Annotated in this window: 19 protein-coding genes and 1 tRNA gene; 10 read left to right on the top strand and 10 right to left on the bottom strand. The window is 67.4% G+C overall.

The genetic code is table 11. The features are described 5' to 3' along the window. Positions 1-102: 102 nt before the first annotated feature. The 4 genes from MYA_RS04315 to MYA_RS04300 all read right to left on the bottom strand — a co-directional run bounded on the left by MYA_RS04315 (position 103) and on the right by MYA_RS04300 (position 4,472). Complete coding sequence (locus MYA_RS04315; RefSeq protein ID WP_011883730.1) at positions 103-2,469, bottom strand: RelA/SpoT family protein; 2,367 nt, start codon at positions 2,467-2,469, stop codon at positions 103-105. Positions 2,470-2,532: 63 nt separating this feature from the next. After that, positions 2,533-2,736 carry a DNA-directed RNA polymerase subunit omega gene (gene rpoZ, locus MYA_RS04310; protein ID WP_006025620.1) on the bottom strand — a complete coding sequence of 68 codons (204 nt, stop codon included), beginning with the start codon at positions 2,734-2,736 and terminating at the stop codon, positions 2,533-2,535. Between the two features lie 58 nt (positions 2,737-2,794). Beyond that, entirely contained in the window at positions 2,795-3,478 is a 684-nt protein-coding gene (gene gmk, locus MYA_RS04305) for a guanylate kinase (RefSeq protein WP_011883728.1), read from the bottom strand. Between the two features lie 70 nt (positions 3,479-3,548). Beyond that, positions 3,549-4,472, bottom strand: coding sequence for a YicC/YloC family endoribonuclease (locus MYA_RS04300; RefSeq protein WP_011883726.1), 924 nt, complete (start codon positions 4,470-4,472; stop codon positions 3,549-3,551). Positions 4,473-4,646: 174 nt separating this feature from the next. On the opposite strand from MYA_RS04300, the gene rph reads away from it, so the two are divergent. The 9 genes from rph to MYA_RS04255 all read left to right on the top strand — a co-directional run bounded on the left by rph (position 4,647) and on the right by MYA_RS04255 (position 10,973). Beyond that, on the top strand, positions 4,647-5,387 hold the full coding sequence (gene rph / locus MYA_RS04295; protein WP_011883725.1) for a ribonuclease PH: 741 nt from the start codon (positions 4,647-4,649) through the stop codon (positions 5,385-5,387). After that, complete coding sequence (gene rdgB, locus MYA_RS04290; protein ID WP_011883723.1) at positions 5,380-6,009, top strand: RdgB/HAM1 family non-canonical purine NTP pyrophosphatase; 630 nt, start codon at positions 5,380-5,382, stop codon at positions 6,007-6,009. The genes rph and rdgB overlap by 8 nt, the downstream gene beginning before the upstream one ends. Positions 6,010-6,043: 34 nt before the next feature. Continuing rightward, positions 6,044-7,258 (top strand): radical SAM family heme chaperone HemW, encoded by a 1,215-nt coding sequence (hemW, locus tag MYA_RS04285; RefSeq protein WP_011883721.1) that lies wholly within the window; start codon positions 6,044-6,046, stop codon positions 7,256-7,258. Between the two features lie 43 nt (positions 7,259-7,301). Beyond that, a tRNA-Ser gene (locus MYA_RS04280) sits at positions 7,302-7,389 on the top strand. Positions 7,390-7,541: 152 nt separating this feature from the next. Further along, complete coding sequence (locus tag MYA_RS04275; protein ID WP_011883719.1) at positions 7,542-7,943, top strand: hypothetical protein; 402 nt, start codon at positions 7,542-7,544, stop codon at positions 7,941-7,943. Between the two features lie 190 nt (positions 7,944-8,133). Further along, entirely contained in the window at positions 8,134-8,427 is a 294-nt protein-coding gene (locus MYA_RS04270) for a hypothetical protein (protein WP_011883717.1), read from the top strand. A 177-nt stretch (positions 8,428-8,604) separates the two neighbouring features. Further along, complete coding sequence (locus MYA_RS04265) at positions 8,605-9,096, top strand: energy transducer TonB family protein (protein ID WP_011883716.1); 492 nt, start codon at positions 8,605-8,607, stop codon at positions 9,094-9,096. Between the two features lie 288 nt (positions 9,097-9,384). Next, entirely contained in the window at positions 9,385-10,695 is a 1,311-nt protein-coding gene (locus tag MYA_RS04260) for an MFS transporter (RefSeq protein WP_014722645.1), read from the top strand. 98 nt (positions 10,696-10,793) lie between these two features. Further along, entirely contained in the window at positions 10,794-10,973 is a 180-nt protein-coding gene (locus MYA_RS04255) for a hypothetical protein (protein ID WP_011883712.1), read from the top strand. A 34-nt stretch (positions 10,974-11,007) separates the two neighbouring features. On the opposite strand, the gene waaC is transcribed toward MYA_RS04255, so the two are convergent. Beyond that, complete coding sequence (waaC, locus tag MYA_RS04250) at positions 11,008-12,006, bottom strand: lipopolysaccharide heptosyltransferase I (RefSeq protein ID WP_041493787.1); 999 nt, start codon at positions 12,004-12,006, stop codon at positions 11,008-11,010. A gap of 173 nt (positions 12,007-12,179) precedes the next feature. Here waaC and MYA_RS04245 point away from each other — a divergent pair, with 173 nt between their 5' ends. After that, a complete protein-coding gene (locus tag MYA_RS04245; protein ID WP_014722643.1) occupies positions 12,180-13,766 on the top strand; it encodes a chloride channel protein in 1,587 nt (528 codons plus the stop codon). A 116-nt stretch (positions 13,767-13,882) separates the two neighbouring features. Here MYA_RS04245 and MYA_RS04235 read toward each other — a convergent pair whose 3' ends face one another. The 5 genes from MYA_RS04235 to MYA_RS04215 all read right to left on the bottom strand — a co-directional run bounded on the left by MYA_RS04235 (position 13,883) and on the right by MYA_RS04215 (position 17,189). Continuing rightward, on the bottom strand, positions 13,883-14,284 hold the full coding sequence (locus tag MYA_RS04235; RefSeq protein WP_041493785.1) for a YXWGXW repeat-containing protein: 402 nt from the start codon (positions 14,282-14,284) through the stop codon (positions 13,883-13,885). A 159-nt stretch (positions 14,285-14,443) separates the two neighbouring features. Then, positions 14,444-14,698, bottom strand: a complete 255-nt coding sequence (gene minE / locus MYA_RS04230) for a cell division topological specificity factor MinE (protein ID WP_006400798.1) — start codon at positions 14,696-14,698, stop codon at positions 14,444-14,446. A gap of 12 nt (positions 14,699-14,710) precedes the next feature. After that, positions 14,711-15,526 carry a septum site-determining protein MinD gene (gene minD, locus MYA_RS04225; RefSeq protein ID WP_011883701.1) on the bottom strand — a complete coding sequence of 272 codons (816 nt, stop codon included), beginning with the start codon at positions 15,524-15,526 and terminating at the stop codon, positions 14,711-14,713. 59 nt (positions 15,527-15,585) lie between these two features. Beyond that, a complete protein-coding gene (gene minC / locus MYA_RS04220; RefSeq protein ID WP_014722641.1) occupies positions 15,586-16,356 on the bottom strand; it encodes a septum site-determining protein MinC in 771 nt (256 codons plus the stop codon). Between the two features lie 167 nt (positions 16,357-16,523). Then, positions 16,524-17,189 carry a GNAT family N-acetyltransferase gene (locus tag MYA_RS04215; RefSeq protein ID WP_224383373.1) on the bottom strand — a complete coding sequence of 222 codons (666 nt, stop codon included), beginning with the start codon at positions 17,187-17,189 and terminating at the stop codon, positions 16,524-16,526. Positions 17,190-17,381 lie beyond the last annotated feature (192 nt).

The raw sequence follows: 17,381 nt of genomic DNA, 5'->3' as shown, positions 1-17,381 counted from the left end.
GCCCTTTTTTCCTTTCCGCTCCCTTCTTCGACTTCCCTTCCGTCGCCCCAAAGAAAACGGCGGCCCGTGGCCGCCGTCTCGACTCGCCGCAACCGTGCAGCGTCAGTAATCCTGGCGCTCGCGCTCGATCCGCATGCCGCCGTCGTGACGCGCATGCGCGCCGTCCTCGGTCGAGCGTTCGCGCATGATCCGCATCACGTCGGGATTGGTGCGCACGCGGCGCATCACGTTCGCGAGATGCAGGCGGTCGCTGACCTGGATGACGAAGCGCAGCACCGTCGACTCGTGCGTCAGATCTTCGTCCATCGCGATATGCACGATGTTCGCGTCGGCCGACGTGATGTCCGCCGCAACGCGCGCGAAGATGCCCTTCGTGTTCTTGACCAGCGCCTTCACCGCGACGTCGAACAGCCTGCCCGGCTGCGGCGCCCATTCGACGTCGATCCAGCGCCCCGGATCGCGCCGGTGGATGCGCTGCGCGACACGGCAATCGGTCGTATGAATCGCCATCCCGAGGCCGATGCCGATATAGCCCATGATCGCATCGCCCGGAATCGGCCGGCAGCATGCCGACAGCTGCACCGACATGCCTTCGGTGCCGGTGATCACGACCGGCGGCGCATGGTGCGCGGGATGGCGCTCGGACTTCGGCAGATCGTCGTCCGCGTCGCGGCCGCTCATCAGCACTTCGATGCGCTTGGCCATCACGGCCGCCACCCGCCGGCCGAGGCCGATGTCCGCGAAGATTTCCTGGCGACTCTTGTTGCCGGTCCACTGGACGAGCTTGTCCCACACCTCCGGCGTCACGTCGGCGAGCGCGAACCCGTAACCCTTCAGGCTCTGGTCGACGAGCCGCTCGCCGAGCTGCACCGACTCGTTCAGGCGCATCGTCTTCAGATAGTGACGAATCGCCGAACGCGCCTTGCCGGTGCGCACGAAACCGAGCCACGCGGGGTTCGGCTTCGAATACGGCGCCGTGATCACCTCGACGATATCGCCGCTCTTGAGCTCGGTGCGCAGCGGCAGCAATTCGTTGTTGATCTTCACGGCCACGCACTGGTTGCCGAGATCGCTGTGGATCGAATACGCGAAGTCGAGCGCCGTCGCGCCGCGCGGCAGCGCCATGATCTTCGACTTCGGCGTGAACACGTAGACGGCGTCCGGGAACAGGTCGATCTTCACGTGCTCGAGGAACTCGCTCGAATCGCCCGCTTCGCTCTGGATGTCGAGCAGCGACTTCAGCCACTGGTGCGCGCGCTTCTGCACGTCGTTCAGATCGGCGCCGCCGTTCTTGTACAGCCAGTGGGCGGCCACGCCGGCCTCGGCGATCTCGTGCATCTTGCGCGTGCGCACCTGGAACTCGATCGGCGCGCCGAACGGGCCGACGAGCGTCGTGTGCAGCGACTGATAGCCGTTGATCTTCGGGATCGCGATGTAGTCCTTGAACTTGCCGGGCACCGGCTTGTACAGCGCATGCAGTGCGCCGATGCACGTGTAGCAGTCGAGCGGGTTGTCGACGACGACGCGAAAGCCGTACACGTCGAGCACCTGCGAGAACGACAGCTGCTTGTCGCGCATCTTGCGGTAGATGCTGTAGATGGTCTTTTCGCGGCCGGTGATTTCCGCGTCGATCTTCGCGTCGGTCATCGCACGCTGCGCGGCCTCGAGGATCTTGCTGATCACCTCGCGACGATTGCCGCGCGCGGCCTTCACGGCCTTCTCGAGCGTCGCGTAGCGATGCGGGTTGAAGTTCGCGAAGCTCATGTCCTGCAGCTCGCGATACGTGTTGTTCAACCCGAGGCGGTGCGCGATCGGTGCGTAGATGTCGAGCGTCTCGCGCGCGACGCGGCGGCGCTTTTCCATCGGCACCGCGCCGAGCGTGCGCATGTTGTGCAGCCGATCGGCGAGCTTGACGAGGATGACGCGCACGTCGCGCGCCATCGCGAGCAGCATCTTGCGGAAGTTTTCCGCCTGCGCTTCCTCGCGGCTGCGGAATTCCATCTTGTCGAGCTTCGACAAGCCATCGACCAGTTCCGCGACCTTCGGGCCGAACCGTTCGGCCAGCTCGCTCTTGGTCACGCCCTGGTCTTCCATCACGTCGTGCAGCAGCGCGGCCATCACGGCTTGCGCGTCGAGCTTCCAGCCGGCGCAGATTTCCGCGACGGCGACCGGATGAGTGATGTAGGGTTCGCCGCTCTGGCGATATTGACCGAGGTGGGCTTCGTCGCTGAAGTGGAACGCCGCCTTGACCTCTTTGATTTCGTCCGGACCGAGATACTCGGCAAGCGCGGTCGTCAGATTCGCGATCGAAACGACGCCGTGCTTGCGAGGCTGCTCCGGTGTGGCGGTCGGCCCGAACAGATGCCGGAAGGATTGTTCGAGGACCGCGTCGATGTACTGGCGCGCAGGCGACTGGGCCGTGACTTCGGTGGTCGAATCCGCGGAGGCGGACGATGGGGTGGTGCTCATATTCGCCTCCAGGTCGAGTCGTTGCGCGCGTGCACTACATGGCTGGAACGGGCCGGATGCGCGTTACACCGGCACCTTCTTCAGCATCTCGACGCCGACCTGACCGGCAGCGATTTCGCGCAGCGCGACGACCGTCGGCTTGTCGCGGCTTTCGATCTTCGGCGTATGGCCTTGCGCGAGCTGCCGCGCGCGGTAGGTGGCGGCGAGCGCCAGTTCGAAGCGGTTGGGGATTTGCTTCAGGCAGTCTTCGACGGTAATGCGAGCCATGTTGGAAATTCCTTCTGAATATAGTCGTTATTCTACCTTATGTCCCTCTACCCTCGCGTCATTCCGCGTGGGGCAGATGGATGCCGAGTTCGATGAACAGCTCCGCATGTCGCGCGTACTGCGAACCAAAACGCAGGCGCGTCGCCGCGACGATGCACTCCAGTTCCGCGAGCGCACGATCGAAATTCTCGTTGATCACCACGTATTCCGCTTCGGACGCGTGCGCCATCTCGCTGCCGGCCGCGAGCAGGCGTCGCGTGATGACGTTCGGCTCGTCCTGGCCGCGCTTCTTCAGACGCTCCTCGAGCGCATCGAGCGATGGCGGCAGGATGAAGATGCCGACCGCGTTGTGAAACTGCCGCTTCACCTGCTGCGCGCCCTGCCAGTCGATCTCGAGCAGCACGTCGTGGCCGCTCGCCATCTGCTCCTCGATCCACACGCGCGACGTGCCGTAGTAGTTGCCGTGCACTTCCGCGCTTTCGAGGAATTCGTGCGCGGCGTGACGCGCGCGGAAATCCTCGACGGTGGTGAAGTGATAGTGCTGGCCGTCCTGCTCGCCCGGGCGCGGCTTGCGCGTCGTGTACGAAATCGACAGGCAGATGTCGCTGTCCTTCGACAGCAGCGCGTTCACGAGCGTCGACTTGCCGGCGCCCGACGGCGCGATGACCATGAACAGGTTGCCGGGATAGACGCCGCCGTGCAGCGCGTGCGACGCGTGGCCGTCGCGATGGGAATCGGTCATGACAGCCTCCGCCGGGCCGCCCCCTCGGGGGGCAGCGAACGTAGTGAGCATGGGGATCGTTTCATCTCTGTTACTCCAGGTTTTGCACTTGCTCGCGCATCTGCTCGATCAACAGCTTGAGCGCCATCGATGCGTCGGCGAGCTCCTTCGCCGCCGCCTTCGAGCCGAGCGTGTTCGCTTCGCGATTCAGTTCCTGCATCATGAAGTCGAGACGCTTGCCGACGCGGCCGCCCTTCTCGATCACATGACGCGTTTCGTTCAGGTGCGCGGTGAGGCGCGACAGCTCTTCCGCGATGTCGATGCGGATGCCGTACATCGTCACTTCCTGACGAATGCGCTCCGCCGCTTCCTCGCGCGTGACGATCGTCGCGCTGCCTTCCGGCGCCGCGAGGCCGAGCGCTTCCTGCAGCCGCTCGACGATCTTCTGCTGATGTTTCGCGATCAGCTCCGGCACGAGCGGCGTGATGCGCGCGACGATCGCCTCCATTTCGGTGACGTTCGACAGCAGCATCGTCGCGAGTTGCGCGCCTTCGCGCGAACGCACCACGACCAGCTCGCCGATCGCTTCCTTGCCGCACGCGAGCACCGCGTCGCGGATCGCGTCCGCGGACACGCCGCTCTCGGCCAGCACGCCGGGCCAGCGCAGGACTTCACCGGCGCGCAGGCGGCCGACGCCCGGGAACGCATCGAGCACCGAGCGCTCGAGCTCGGCGAGCTGGCCGAGCGCCGTCTGGTTCAGCGCGCCCGCGCCGATGCTCTGCTCGCCGCGCTGCAGGTTGATACGGACGTCGACCTTGCCGCGCGACAGCTTGTTCATCAGCATTTCACGCAGCGCCGGCTCGCACGCGCGCACGTCGTCGGGCATCCGGAAATTGAGGTCGAGGAAACGCGAGTTCACGGTGCGCAGTTCGACCGACACGCTCGCGCCGCCGTTGCCGGCAGCCGTCGCGAGTTCGCGCGTCGCGCTCGCATAGCCCGTCATGCTGTAGATCATGGTTCGTCTCGCCGTGGGTGTGCCCGGATCGGGCGGGAATAAGTCGAGGCGCCCGGCGCATTGCAAGGCGCGGGGCGGGAAGCGCGCATTATCCCATTTTTGCGCGCGACCCCGCCGGGCAAGGCCGCCGTTCGGCGCTAAAATCGGGGTTTCCTCTTCCGTGCCCGATTCCCGATGACGTCATCCCTGTCCCGCCCGAGCGGCCGTCGCGCCGACGAACTGCGCAAGGTCGCCCTCACGCGCCACTACACGAAACACGCCGAAGGCTCGGTGCTCGTCGAATTCGGCGATACCAAGGTGATCTGCACGGCGAGCGTCGTGGAACGCGTGCCCGAATTCCTGCGCGAGCGCGGCCAGGGCTGGCTGACCGCCGAATACGGGATGCTGCCGCGCGCGACGCACACGCGTAGCGATCGCGAAGCGGCGCGCGGCAAGCAGACGGGCCGCACGCAGGAGATTCAGCGCCTGATCGGCCGCGCGCTGCGCGCGGTGTTCGATCTGGAAGCGCTCGGCCCGCGCACCATCAACATCGACTGCGACGTGATCCAGGCCGACGGCGGCACGCGCACGGCGAGCATCACCGGCGCGTTCGTCGCCGCGCACGACGCCGTGTCGAAGCTGATCGCGGCCGGCAAGCTCGCGCGCTCGCCGATCACCGATCACGTCGCGGCGATCTCGGTCGGCGTGTACGAAGGCGCGCCCGTGCTCGACCTCGACTACGCGGAAGACTCGCGCTGCGACACCGACATGAACGTCGTGATGACGGGCGCCGGCGGCTTCGTCGAAGTCCAGGGCACCGCCGAAGGCGTGCCGTTCTCGCGCGCCGAAATGAACGCGCTGCTCGACCTCGCGCAAGCCGGCATCGGCCGGCTCGTGCAGCTGCAGAAGGACGTTCTGGGCGCCGACCATGTCTGACGATCGCACTGCCGCGCCGCTGTCGCGCATCGTGCTCGCGTCGAACAACGCCGGCAAGCTGCGCGAATTCGCGGCGCTGTTCTCGACGGTCGGCATCGAGATCGTCCCGCAGGGCGAGCTGGCCGTGCCCGAGGCCGACGAGCCGTTCGGCACGTTCATCGAGAATGCGCTGACCAAGGCGCGTCATGCGGCGCGCCTCACCGGCCTGCCGGCGATCGCCGACGATTCCGGCCTGTGCGTGCGCGCGCTGCGCGGCGCGCCGGGCGTCTATTCGGCGCGCTATGCGCAGCGTGCCGGCGGCGCTCGCGGCGACGCGGCGAACAACGCGCATCTGGTCGAGCAGCTGCGCGGCGTCGACGACCGCCGCGCCTACTATTGCTGCGTGCTCGCGCTGGTGCGCCATCCGGACGATCCCGAGCCGCTGTTCGCCGAAGGGCGCTGGATCGGCGAGATCGTCGACACCCCGCGCGGCGAGCACGGCTTCGGCTACGACCCGTATTTCTACGTGCCGGCGCTCGGCGCGACGGCCGCCGAGCTCGAGCCGGCCGTGAAGAACACGCACAGCCATCGAGCGCTTGCGCTCGACGCGCTGCTCGCGCGGCTCGCAGAGGAAAACGCATGATCGTCTACGCAACGCCTTCGCAACCGGAGGCCGCATGAGCCAGGCGGCGCAAACCGGCGCGCACGTCGTCGCGACGTTCACGTCGCCCGGGCAGGTGCGGCTCACGTCGCTGCCGCCGCTCGCGCTGTACGTGCATTTTCCGTGGTGCGTGCGCAAGTGTCCGTACTGCGATTTCAATTCGCACGAATGGAAAGGCGAGCGCTTCCCGGAAACCGAGTATCTCGACGCGCTGCGCGCCGATCTCGAGCAGGCGCTGCCGCTCGTGTGGGGCCGCCAGGTGCATACGGTGTTCATCGGCGGCGGCACGCCGAGCCTGCTGTCGGCGGCCGGCCTCGACCGGCTGCTGTCCGACGTGCGCGCGCTGCTGCCGCTCGACGCGGATGCCGAGATCACGCTCGAGGCGAACCCCGGCACGTTCGAAGCGGCGAAGTTCGCGCAGTTTCGCGCGAGCGGCGTGAACCGCCTGTCGGTCGGCATCCAGAGCTTCAACGAAGGTCATCTGAAGGCGCTCGGCCGCATTCACGACACGGCGCAGGCGCGCGCGGCCGTCGAGATCGCCGCGCAGACCTTCGACAACTTCAACCTCGACCTGATGTTCGCGCTGCCCAACCAGACGCTCGCCGAATGCCGCGCCGACATCGAGACGGCGCTGTCGTATGCGCCACCGCATCTGTCGCTCTATCACCTGACGCTCGAGCCGAACACGCTGTTCGCGAAGTTCCCGCCGGTCGTGCCGGACGACGACGCGTCGGCCGACATGCAGGAATGGATCCACGAGCGCACGGCCGAGGCCGGCTACGGCCGCTACGAGGTGTCCGCGTATGCGAAGCCGAATCATCAGTGCAAGCACAACCTGAATTACTGGCGCTTCGGCGACTATCTCGGAATCGGCGCGGGCGCCCACACGAAGCTGTCGTTCCCGAACCGGATCCTGCGCCAGGCGCGCTACAAGCATCCGGCCACCTTCATCGAACAGGCGATGGCCGGCACGCCGGTGCAGGAAGAACGCGAAGTGGGCGCGCGCGACCTGCCGTTCGAGTTCATGCTGAACACGCTGCGGCTCGTGGAGGGCTTTCCGGTGCACAGCTTCGCCGAACGCACCGGCCTGCCGATGGGCACGATCGAGCCGGCGCTGAACGAAGCGGAACGCCGTGGGCTCATCACGCGCGACTTCACGCAGATCGCGCCGACGCCGCTCGGCCAGCGCTTTCTCAACGACCTGCAGGAATTGTTCCTGCGCGACGATTGACGCGGAACGACGCGGCATTTCGGTTACAATGCACGCCTCGCGTGGAAGCGTGGCCGAGCGGTTTAAGGCACCGGTCTTGAAAACCGGCGACGGGAAACTGTCCGTGAGTTCGAATCTCACCGCTTCCGCCAGGAAATTCGCCAAACCCCGTCCATTCATCGAATGACGGGGTTTTTGTTTGTGTCCGCGGCGTTTGCACGCGCAGCGCCGCAACGCGCCGACGCGCGCCGCCGGATGCCGTTACAATCCGGCGCTCCGAATCGCGAAACGGGACACCCACGTCATGAAACCCTTCATCGCCTCCTCGCTCGTCGCGCTGCTGGCCACGGTCGGCACGCATGCGGCGGCTGCCGATTCCGCCTCCGACGCCGACGCGCAAACGCCGTCGTGCGCGATCGCGTACGTGAAAGGCGTCGGCGGCTCGCCGCGCAGCCTGCGCGAATATCTGGCGAGCCCGACGCCGTACAACTACCTGAAGGAAAACGAGCTGCAGTGCAAGGTGTCGGACGACGGGCGCGCATCGAACTGCACCGGCGTGACCTACATCCGCAACGAGCAGGTCAGCGTGTACGACGATTCCGACCCGGCGACGCTGACCGTCGTCGCCCCGGTGGAGCTCGATCACGGCCAGAAATATCCGGTGATCCTCGTCATTCAGCGCAAGGACGCGCGCTGCGCCCGTTGAGCGGCGCTGCCGCGGGATCGTGGCGGGTGTGAGAACGACTGCGAGCCGCTTCGTGCAGCGAAGGCCCACTACACGCAACACTGACGACCCGCGCCGCCATCGCCTAGAATTCGATCAGCACGGCGACACGACCGCCGCCGCGACTCGCTGCCGCCCGCACCATCCCCGCGCGCGGCACACGGAGACCGCCATGACCGAACTGTCGACCGCGACCGATCACGTCGATTACGAAGGCTTCGAAATTCATGTCGTGCCCGGCCTCGCGCCCGGCAGCGACGCGCGTTATACCTACACCGGCTATGTGTGCCATCCGGGCGTGAATCCCGCCCTGCCCGATCATGCGGTGGCCTTCCATGCCGACGGCGAAGAGAGCTTCGCGAGCCTCGACGAAGCGGTGCGCGAAGCCGTGCACATCGGTAAAAGCATCGTCGACGGCACGCATCCGGATCTGTCCGTTCTGGCGCTCGTGACGCACGGCTACTGAACGCGTTCGGCCGTGGCCGCATCCGCCGCGTCGAATCGCGACGTGGCCCCGGCGCCGCCCCCGTTGCCGTTATCCGCGCATCGCGACGGTGCGTTTCGCGCGCTATGCGTTTCCCCGGATAACACGCCGCGCGCGGACGCCTATCATTTTTGTATCGTCACCCTCCGGCACTTCCCCATGCGCTCCGTTCTCCGCCCGTGCGCCAGCCGGCGGCGTATTGCCGTGCTCGTCGCCATCCCGCTGCTCGCCGCCTGCACGATCACGCCGCCGCCGTCGCTGCACTCGGTGCTGACGATCCCGTCGGTCGTGCGCAGCGCGAACCTCGACCAGTATCGCGTCGAAGTCGCGCGGTGCGTGGCCGACCACAACCCGTCGGGCGTGTCGCGCGGCACGCCGCAGGCGATGCTGCGCTCGCTCGTCGTCGTCGCGTTCACCGTCGATCGCGGCGGCCGCGTCGTCAATGCTTCCGTCTATCGCAGCAACGGCGACAGCGAGGCCGAAGCCCTTGCGCTGGCGTCGCTGCGCCGCTCGGCGCCGCTGCCTCCTCCGCCGCCGAAACTGCTCGACGGCAACGGCCGGCTGGAGATACTGGAAGGCTGGCTCTTCAACGACGACGGCCGCTTCGCGCTGCAGAGCACCGCGTCCGCGCAGGCGCAATCGCTCGATTGAACCGTCGGCACTCCGCACTTACCGCTCCGCGGCCGCGCTCGCTATAATTTTTCGCGATTGCGCGGCCATCCCGCCGCGCACGCGTTCGCACGCCGCATCCGGCACGCGAGCCGATCACGCCGGCATCCGGCGGCGGCGGCCTATCCGTCTCCATCGTCGAACGGCAGGCAATGCCCGCGCCACGACACGCGGCGCGCAACGCCACCGCGTCATCCGCTCGGCCGCGCCGGGCTGCGCCAGTCCGCGCCCGCCGCGGCCGAACACCCCAACGATAAAACGGAGACATCCATGTCCGCATTCCCCCCGGCCGTTGCACGCGCAACCGGCTCGGCCGGCGCCGTCAGCCATCGGCGCATCGTGTTCGCGAGCTTCATCGGCACCGCGATCGAGTTCTACGATTTCTACGTGTATGCGACGGCCGCGGCGCTCGTGATCGGGCCCGTGTTCTTCCCGCACGGCTCCGCGACCGCGCAGGCGCTGTCGGCATTCGTGACGTTCGGCATCGCGTTCATCGCCCGACCGATCGGCTCGTTCCTGTTCGGTCACTTTGGCGACCGCATCGGCCGCAAGTCGACGCTGGTCGCGTCGCTGCTCGTGATGGGCATTTCGACCACCGCGATCGGCTTCGTGCCGGGCTACGACACGATCGGCACGCTCGCGCCGGTGCTGCTGTGCGTGCTGCGCTTCGGCCAGGGCATCGGCCTCGGCGGCGAATGGGGCGGCGCGGCGCTGCTCGCGACCGAACACGCGCCGCCCGGCAAGCGCGGCTGGTTCGGGATGTTTCCGCAACTGGGCCCGTCGGTCGGCTTCCTGATGTCGAACGGGCTGTTCTTCGCGCTCGCGCTGTCGCTGTCCGACGAACAGTTCCACAGCTGGGGCTGGCGGATTCCGTTCCTGGTCAGTGCGGTGCTCGTCGCGGTGGGCCTGTACGTACGACTGAAGATCGCCGAGACGCCGGCCTTCCAGGCCGCGCTCGAGCGCGACGAGCGCGTGCGCGTACCGATCGCGACGCTGATCTCCCAACACTGGCAGCCGACGCTGCTCGGCGCGCTCGCGATGGTGGTCTGCTACACGCTGTTCTATATCTCGACGGTGTTCTCGCTGTCGTACGGCGTGTCGGCGCTGCATATTCCGCGCCAGAGCTTCCTCGGTCTGCTGTGCTTCGCCGTCGTGTTCATGGGGCTCGCGACGCCACTGTCGGCATGGGCGGCCGACCGCTTCGGGCGCAAGCCGGTGCTGGCCGCGGGCGCGATCGCCGCGCTGCTGTCCGGCTTCGCGATGGAGCCGCTGCTCGGCAGCGGCTCGATGCCGCTCGTCGCGCTGTTCCTGACGCTCGAGCTGTTCCTGATGGGCGTGACGTTCGCGCCGATGGGCGCGCTGCTGCCCGAGTTGTTCCCGACCAACGTCCGCTACACAGGCGCCGGCGTCGCGTACAACCTCGGCGGGATCCTCGGCGCGTCGATCGCGCCGTACATCGCGCAGCTGCTCGCCGCGCGCGGCGGCCTGTCGTGGGTCGGCGGCTATGTGTCGGTCGCGGCGGCACTGAGCCTGATCGGCGTGCTGCTGATGCGCGAAACCCGCGACGCATCGCTCGTCTGAACTCCGGGACAGCCCCCGTTGTACGGCGCGCGGCGCTGCCTATACTCGGAGCCGGGCGCACCGCGCCCGGAACTTCTCCATCTCAAGGAGGCGCCGCGATGAACGTCCATCTGAACAACGCCGACCTCGTGCTGATCCTCGCGCTCGCGCTCGGCAGCGCGCTGCTGCTCGCCGCGCGCTTTCGGCCGCAAAGCTGGCGCGGGCTGCTCGTCGAAGCCTTGCTGGCGAATCTGGCCGCGATCGCGGCGGTGGTGACGGTCGAAGCGTTGCTCGCGTGAAGCGCTCGCGCGCACAGCGGCGTCGATAGCCCCGTCAGGCCGTCAAGCGCACACGCCGCGCGCCATGCGCCGGGCCGACCGCATCGATCGCGTCGAGCACCTGCGCAACCGACGGCGGCGCACCAGGCTCGCCGATCGACAGCGCGTGCGGCGCGCCGCCGATGCCGCAATGGTGCCGCGACGTCGCGACGAAGATCATCACGGTCGGGCGCTTCAATGCGTGCGCCATATGCACGAAGCCGGTGTCGACACCGACCACGAGCGTCGCCAGACCGATCGCCGCGCCCAGTTCGCGCACGGACATCGCGGGCAGCACGATCGCGCCGGGTGCCCGCGCGGCGATCTGCTGCGCGTCGTCGTGTTCGGCCGGCGATCCCCACGGCAGCAAGACGCGCACGCCGCGCGCGATCATCTGCGTGGCCAGCGCGGCCCAGTGATCGGCCGGCCATTGCTTGTCCGGATTCGACGTCGCATGAAACAGCAGCACGAACGGCGTGCCGTCGGTCAGCGCGGCCGGCAGGCGCGCGTCCTGCGGCGCGACGATCCCGTGATCGGCGAGGCCTTCGGGGACATAGCCCAGCGCCTCGCCGGCGCTCACGCGCATCCCGTGCCACGCGTCGCAGTCCGGCCGCGGGCCGAAGCGATGCGAGTACGCGAAGCGGGCGCCCGTCTCGCCGAGATCCTGGGTCTGGTAGCCGACGCGGCGCGCCGCGCGCGCCAGCGCCGAGATGATCGCGCTCTTGTAGACGCCGTGCAGATCGATGACCGCATCGTAGCGATGCGCGCGCAACGCGCCGATCGACGCGGAGATCGCCTTGAAGTCACCGCCGTTGCGCAGCTTCTTGAAACGCCGCAGCGGCGCGCACAGCACGTTGCTGACGCCGGGGTGCCAGCGCACGACTTCGGCGCAGGATTCGTCCACGGCCCAGTCGACCGCCACACCGGGGAACGCACGATGGAGGTCCGCGACGACAGGCAACGTCTGGACGACGTCGCCGAGCGAGGTCACTTTTACGATGAGGATGCGTTTCACTTTTCTTGTGGGGAATGGCCGGCCATTTCGCCATGCTAACGACGCTTGGCGGCCCCACACATTACACCAACATTACATTTGCAACAAAGTGCGTCGTTTTCGTAAAGTTTTGTCATGCTCCCATGGCATCCGAATCTTCCTATAATGCGTCTTTGCCCTGCCGGCCGACGCCGATGCACCGCTCAGAGCTTCCCGCCCCGCTTTCCCGTCTGTTTCCGTTCCTCACCCGACGCTCGCTGCGAATCTGGCGCCAGTTCGGCGTCTTCTGGCTCGGCGCCATCGCCGTCGGTCTCGCAGCCGTGCTGTACGCGCGGCTGATCGACTGGGGCTACGACACGTTCCGCACGATGCGCGAGCACGCCGCCTGGCTGCCGCTGCTGCTGACGCCGTCGATCGCCGCGGCGTCCGCGTGGATCACCCGCCGCTTCTTCCGCGGCGCCGAGGGCAGCGGGATTCCGCAAGTCATCGCGACGCTGCATGCGAGCCCGCGCGCATTCGGCTCGCGGCTGCTGACGCTGCGCATCCTGTTCGGCAAGGTGCTGGTTTCGTTCCTGGGGATCCTGGGCGGCTTCACGATCGGCCGCGAGGGCCCGACCGTGCAGGTCGGCGCCGCGCTGATGTTCAACCTGCGGCGCCTCTATCCGCGCTCGAACGCACAAATCGAACGGCAGCTGGTGCTCGCCGGCGCGGCGGCCGGCCTGTCCGCGGCGTTCAACACGCCGCTCGCCGGTATCGTGTTCGCGATCGAGGAACTCACGCGCAGCTTCTCCGCGCGCGCAAGCGGCGTGCTGATCACCGCGATCATCCTCGCCGGCGTCGTCGCGTTGGGCGTGAACGGCAACTACACGTACTTCGGCACCATCAACGCCGGCCAGCATTTCCCGAAGATGCTGGCGGTCGCCGTGCTCGTCACCGCGATCGTGACGGGCATCGCCGGCGGCCTGTTCAGCTGGCTGCTGCTCAACACCGGACGCTGGCTGCCCGCGCGCCTGCTCGTGCTGTATCGCGAGCGCCCGATCGCGTTCGCCGCGCTGTGCGGGTTCGTGATCGCCGTCGTGGGCATCGTGTCGGGCGGCACGACGTTCGGCAGCGGCTATGCCGAGGCACGCGGGCTGCTCGACGGCCACGAGCAGCTGTCGGTGTTCTATCCGTTTCTGAAGATGGTGTCGATGGTCGGGTCGTACCTGCCCGGCATCCCGGGCGGGATCTTCGCGCCGTCGCTGTCGATCGGCGCGGGGTTCGGCAACCTGCTGCACCTCGCGTTCGGCAACATGAGCCTGCCGATGCTGATCGCGCTCGCGATGGTCGGCTACCTCGCGGCGGTCACGCAATCGCCGATCACGTCGTTCGTGATCGTGATGGAGATGATCAACGGCCACGCGCTCGTGATTTCGCTGATGGCGACCGCGCTGGTGTCGAGCCGCATCGCGCGCTTCTTCGCCCCGCCGCTCTATGAAACGCTCGCGGAGCGCTATCTCGCGCCGCCGGCCGCCGCACCGTCCGCTACGGCACCGGCGGCGGCTGCCGCTGCGGCTGCGGCTACGGCCGCGAGCGGCGTCACGGAGCCGCAGGATGCGCCCGCCGATCCGCTCGACACGCTGCGCGAAGAAGACGGCGACGCAGAGGTCGCGACGCAGGCGCAATCGCCGTCATCCGGATCGGCACCCGCAGCCGGCCACGACGCCACGCCCACCTCTGCGGCACGGCCCGATGCCGACTCGCCGGCGTCGACGGCGGCCGACCCGCGCGACCCTCAGTAGATCACCACCGGCGCGGGCCGATAGTAAATCGGCCGGGCCGGCACGACGATACAGCCGGCGAGCGTGATGGTGACGAGCGCAATCGCGATGGCGGTCCGTTTCATCGCAGCCCCCGGTCAGGCCCAGTGGCCGCGGGTCCAGAACCAGTTCGACCCGCGCTGATCCCAGTGGCCGGGCACCCAGTGCATGCCGATACGCTCGGCTTCCCAGTGGCCGCCGATCCAGACGTAACGGCCATGCTCCCAGCGCCAGTGACCGCGCTCCCACACGTAGCCGACGCGCGCGTCCGGCACGACCTCGTAGCGAACCGGCGGCGGCGCGTTCGGCGCGACGACGACGATCTGCCCGGCCGGCATCGCGACCGGCTCCGCGACGACCATCCGGCCCGACGGCACCATCAGCGGCGCGCCGACGAGAATCTCGTCCGCGCGCGCGGCGAGCGGCGCGACGACGGCCGACAGGCCCGCGACGCACAAGGCCAGCGAAACGATACGGCGTTGAACAGTAGAGACAGCCATCACAACCTCCTGATTGACGAATGACGCGAGCGTATTCGTTCAATGCGGGAGGCCGGCGAGCGGCCGACAGGCGCCGTGTTACGGCGTGCCCGAAAGTGCAACAGGGCGTAAGACGCGCACGGCGGCGTGGCGCCGCCGTGCGGAGAGGGAGCGAACAGATCAGGCCTGCGGAATCTCGATCTTCACTTCGAGCACTTCGAGATCGTCCTGGCGCTCGAGGCTCACGCGGATGTCGTCGTTCGAAATCTGCACGTACTTCGAAATGACCGCGACGAGTTCCTTCTGCAGCGCCGGCAGGTAATCGGCCGGCGGACGGCCGCCGACCCGCTCGTGCGCGATGATGAGCTGCAGGCGCTCCTTCGCGACCGACGCGGACTTCTTCTTCTCACCGAGGAGAAACGAAAGAATGGACATGGGCGGCCTCCGTTACTTGCTGCCGAAGAGGCGCTGCAGCAGGCCCGGCTTCTGGTAATCGGTGAAGCGCAGCGGCTTGTCCTCGCCGAGGAAGCGCGCGACGACGTCCTTGTACGCTTCGGCGACGTCGGTGCCGTCGATATGGACGGCCGGCAAGCCCTGGTTCGACGCGTGCAGCACGGCTTCCGACTCCGGCACCACGCCGATCAGCTTGATGCGCAGAATCTCGCTGATGTCCTCGAGCGACAGCATTTCGCCTTCGCTCACGCGCTTCGGGCTGTAGCGGGTGATCAGCAGATGCTCCTTGATCGGCTCCTTGCCTTCGGTCGCGCGCTTGGTCTTCGACGACAGGATGCCGAGGATGCGGTCCGAGTCGCGCACCGACGACACTTCCGGGTTCGTGACGATCAGCGCTTCGTCGGCGAAGTACATCGCGTGCAGTGCACCGGCCTCGATACCGGCCGGCGAGTCACAGACGATGAATTCGAAGTCCATTGCGGCCAGGTCGTTCAGCACCTTCTCGACGCCGTCACGCGTGAGCGCATCCTTGTCGCGCGTCTGCGACGCCGGCAGGATGAACAGGTTCTCGCACTTCTTGTCCTTGATCAGCGCCTGGTTCAGGTTCGCTTCGCCCTGGATCACGTTCACGAGGTCGTACACGACGCGACGCTCGCAGCCCATGATGAGATCGAGGTTGCGCAGGCCGACGTCGAAGTCGATCACGGCCGTCTTGTGGCCGCGCAGCGCAAGGCCGGACGCGAAGCTGGCGCTCGTCGTCGTCTTGCCTACGCCGCCCTTGCCCGAAGTCACCACGATGATTTTTGCCATTTACCCAATACCCTGTGTTCGTCAATGAGAGCCGATCGATCCGGAGCGCAGCGCGTGAATCACGTCAGGCGCAGCGGTTCGATCATCAGTTTTTCCTCTTCGAGCCGGATCTGCACCGCTTTACCCAGTATGTCGGCGGGCAACGGGTTCTCGGTGGTTCGATAGATACCCGCGATCGAAATCAGTTCCGGCTCCAGACACGTGCAGAAAATGCGCGCATCGTGGTTGCCGTGCACGCCCGCGAGTGCGCGGCCGCGCAACGGCGCGTAGATGTGGATGTTGCCTTCCGCGATGATCTCGGCGCCGTGGCTGACCGGCGCGAGCACCACGAGGTCCCCTTTCGCGTAAATCTGCTGCCCCGAACGCAGCGGCCGGTCGATCACTAGCGTCTGCGCACCCGCCGCCAGCGCGCTCGGTACGGGCCCCGGCGCCGGTTCCGGCACCGCTTCCGCTGCCGCCGCAGCGACAGGCGGCTGCGCCTCGTCGGCCGGCTCCGGCTTCGCCGTGGCTCCGCGGCGATCGCGCGCCTCGAGCAACGGCAGGCCGGCTTCGGCCGCCCACGCCTGCGACGCCTGCGCGACGACACCCACCGGACGCATCCGCACGTCGTTCAGCATCTGGCGGATGTCCGAGAGAGCGACGCGTTCGCCCTCCGCCAGGCGGCGGACGTCGATCGCGACGACGTCGTCGGCGAAAAATTCGGGAGTCGCTTCGAAGCGCTTGACCAGTTCGGCACGCAACGCATCGAGATCGGTCGTCTTCACGGTGAACAGCAACGTATCGACCGATCCGCTGCGCAGCTCGAAGAATGGCGATTTTTTAAGCGACATGGACACTCTGCAAAAATTTTTTGCGTATTTTACAGGCGTCCAAGCGGCCGGCCATTATTTTTGGGCGACCTGGCAAGCGGTATCGCAAGGCGCGCGCGACCAGCGCGCGGACAGCGGGACGCGTACACGGGCCTTCGTCGCTCGGCGCGGGCCCGCACCGGCGCGCGTCACGGTGTATCGATGTGGGATACGAACAACGACTTCATCGCGCCGGGCATCCGCGCGACCGGCGCGTGCTCGCCCGTGTTGCCGAAGCCGGCGCGCTCGTAGAAACGGATCGCGTCGCGGTTCGCATCGGCAATCCATGCGTAGATGTCCCGCGCGCCGCGCTCGGCCAGCCAGCCGGTGGCGGTTTCGAGCAGCAGCACGCCGCCGCGCAGGTGACGCACCGCGTGCGCGACCCACAGCTCGCTGACGAACGCGCGCCGCTCGCGCGTATTGTCGAAATACGCGCCGATCATGCCGGCCGGATGGCCTTCGGTGTACAGCAGGAAAGTCGTCGACTCGTCGGACGCGGCGCGCAACGCGGCAATGGCCGCCGCCGCGTCGGCGTCGACGGTCAGCAATTCGGCCTCCGGCGCTTCGCCCGGCGCGTAGGGCTCACGAAGCGACGCGGCGCGGAGTTCGCGATACACGCTGCCTTGGTCGGCAGCGATACGACGAACAGTCAAGGTCGAACTCATGCAGGCACAGCCCCCTTCGGACAGCAAGCTACTAGCTTCAACCGAAAGCGGGGCATGAGTCAAATCGTTATTTTCAAACGGCCGCGCCGATCGAGAGTCGGCACGCAACGCAAGCGCGTGCGGGCCGCCGCCGCTGTGCAGGTGCAGCATGCTGCCGTCGGTCGGCGAACCGTCACGACGATCGCGTCCGGCCTTCGGACCGTGCGCCTCGCCCGGCTTGTCACTCGGGCATTCGAGCAATCGACGTCCGATGCGGAGACGTCGAAACCGTCAGCGTCCGGCATCCGCACATGCGAAAACGCGGCGCGCGCCGTCCTCGTCGCGCGATCGATATTGCGACGC

It is taken from the genome of Burkholderia sp. KJ006 (assembly GCF_000262695.1).
In the GTDB taxonomy this organism is placed as follows: domain Bacteria; phylum Pseudomonadota; class Gammaproteobacteria; order Burkholderiales; family Burkholderiaceae; genus Burkholderia; species Burkholderia vietnamiensis.
Note: the sequence above shows the minus strand (reverse complement) of the source record. Positions and strands in the feature narration are given on the sequence as shown.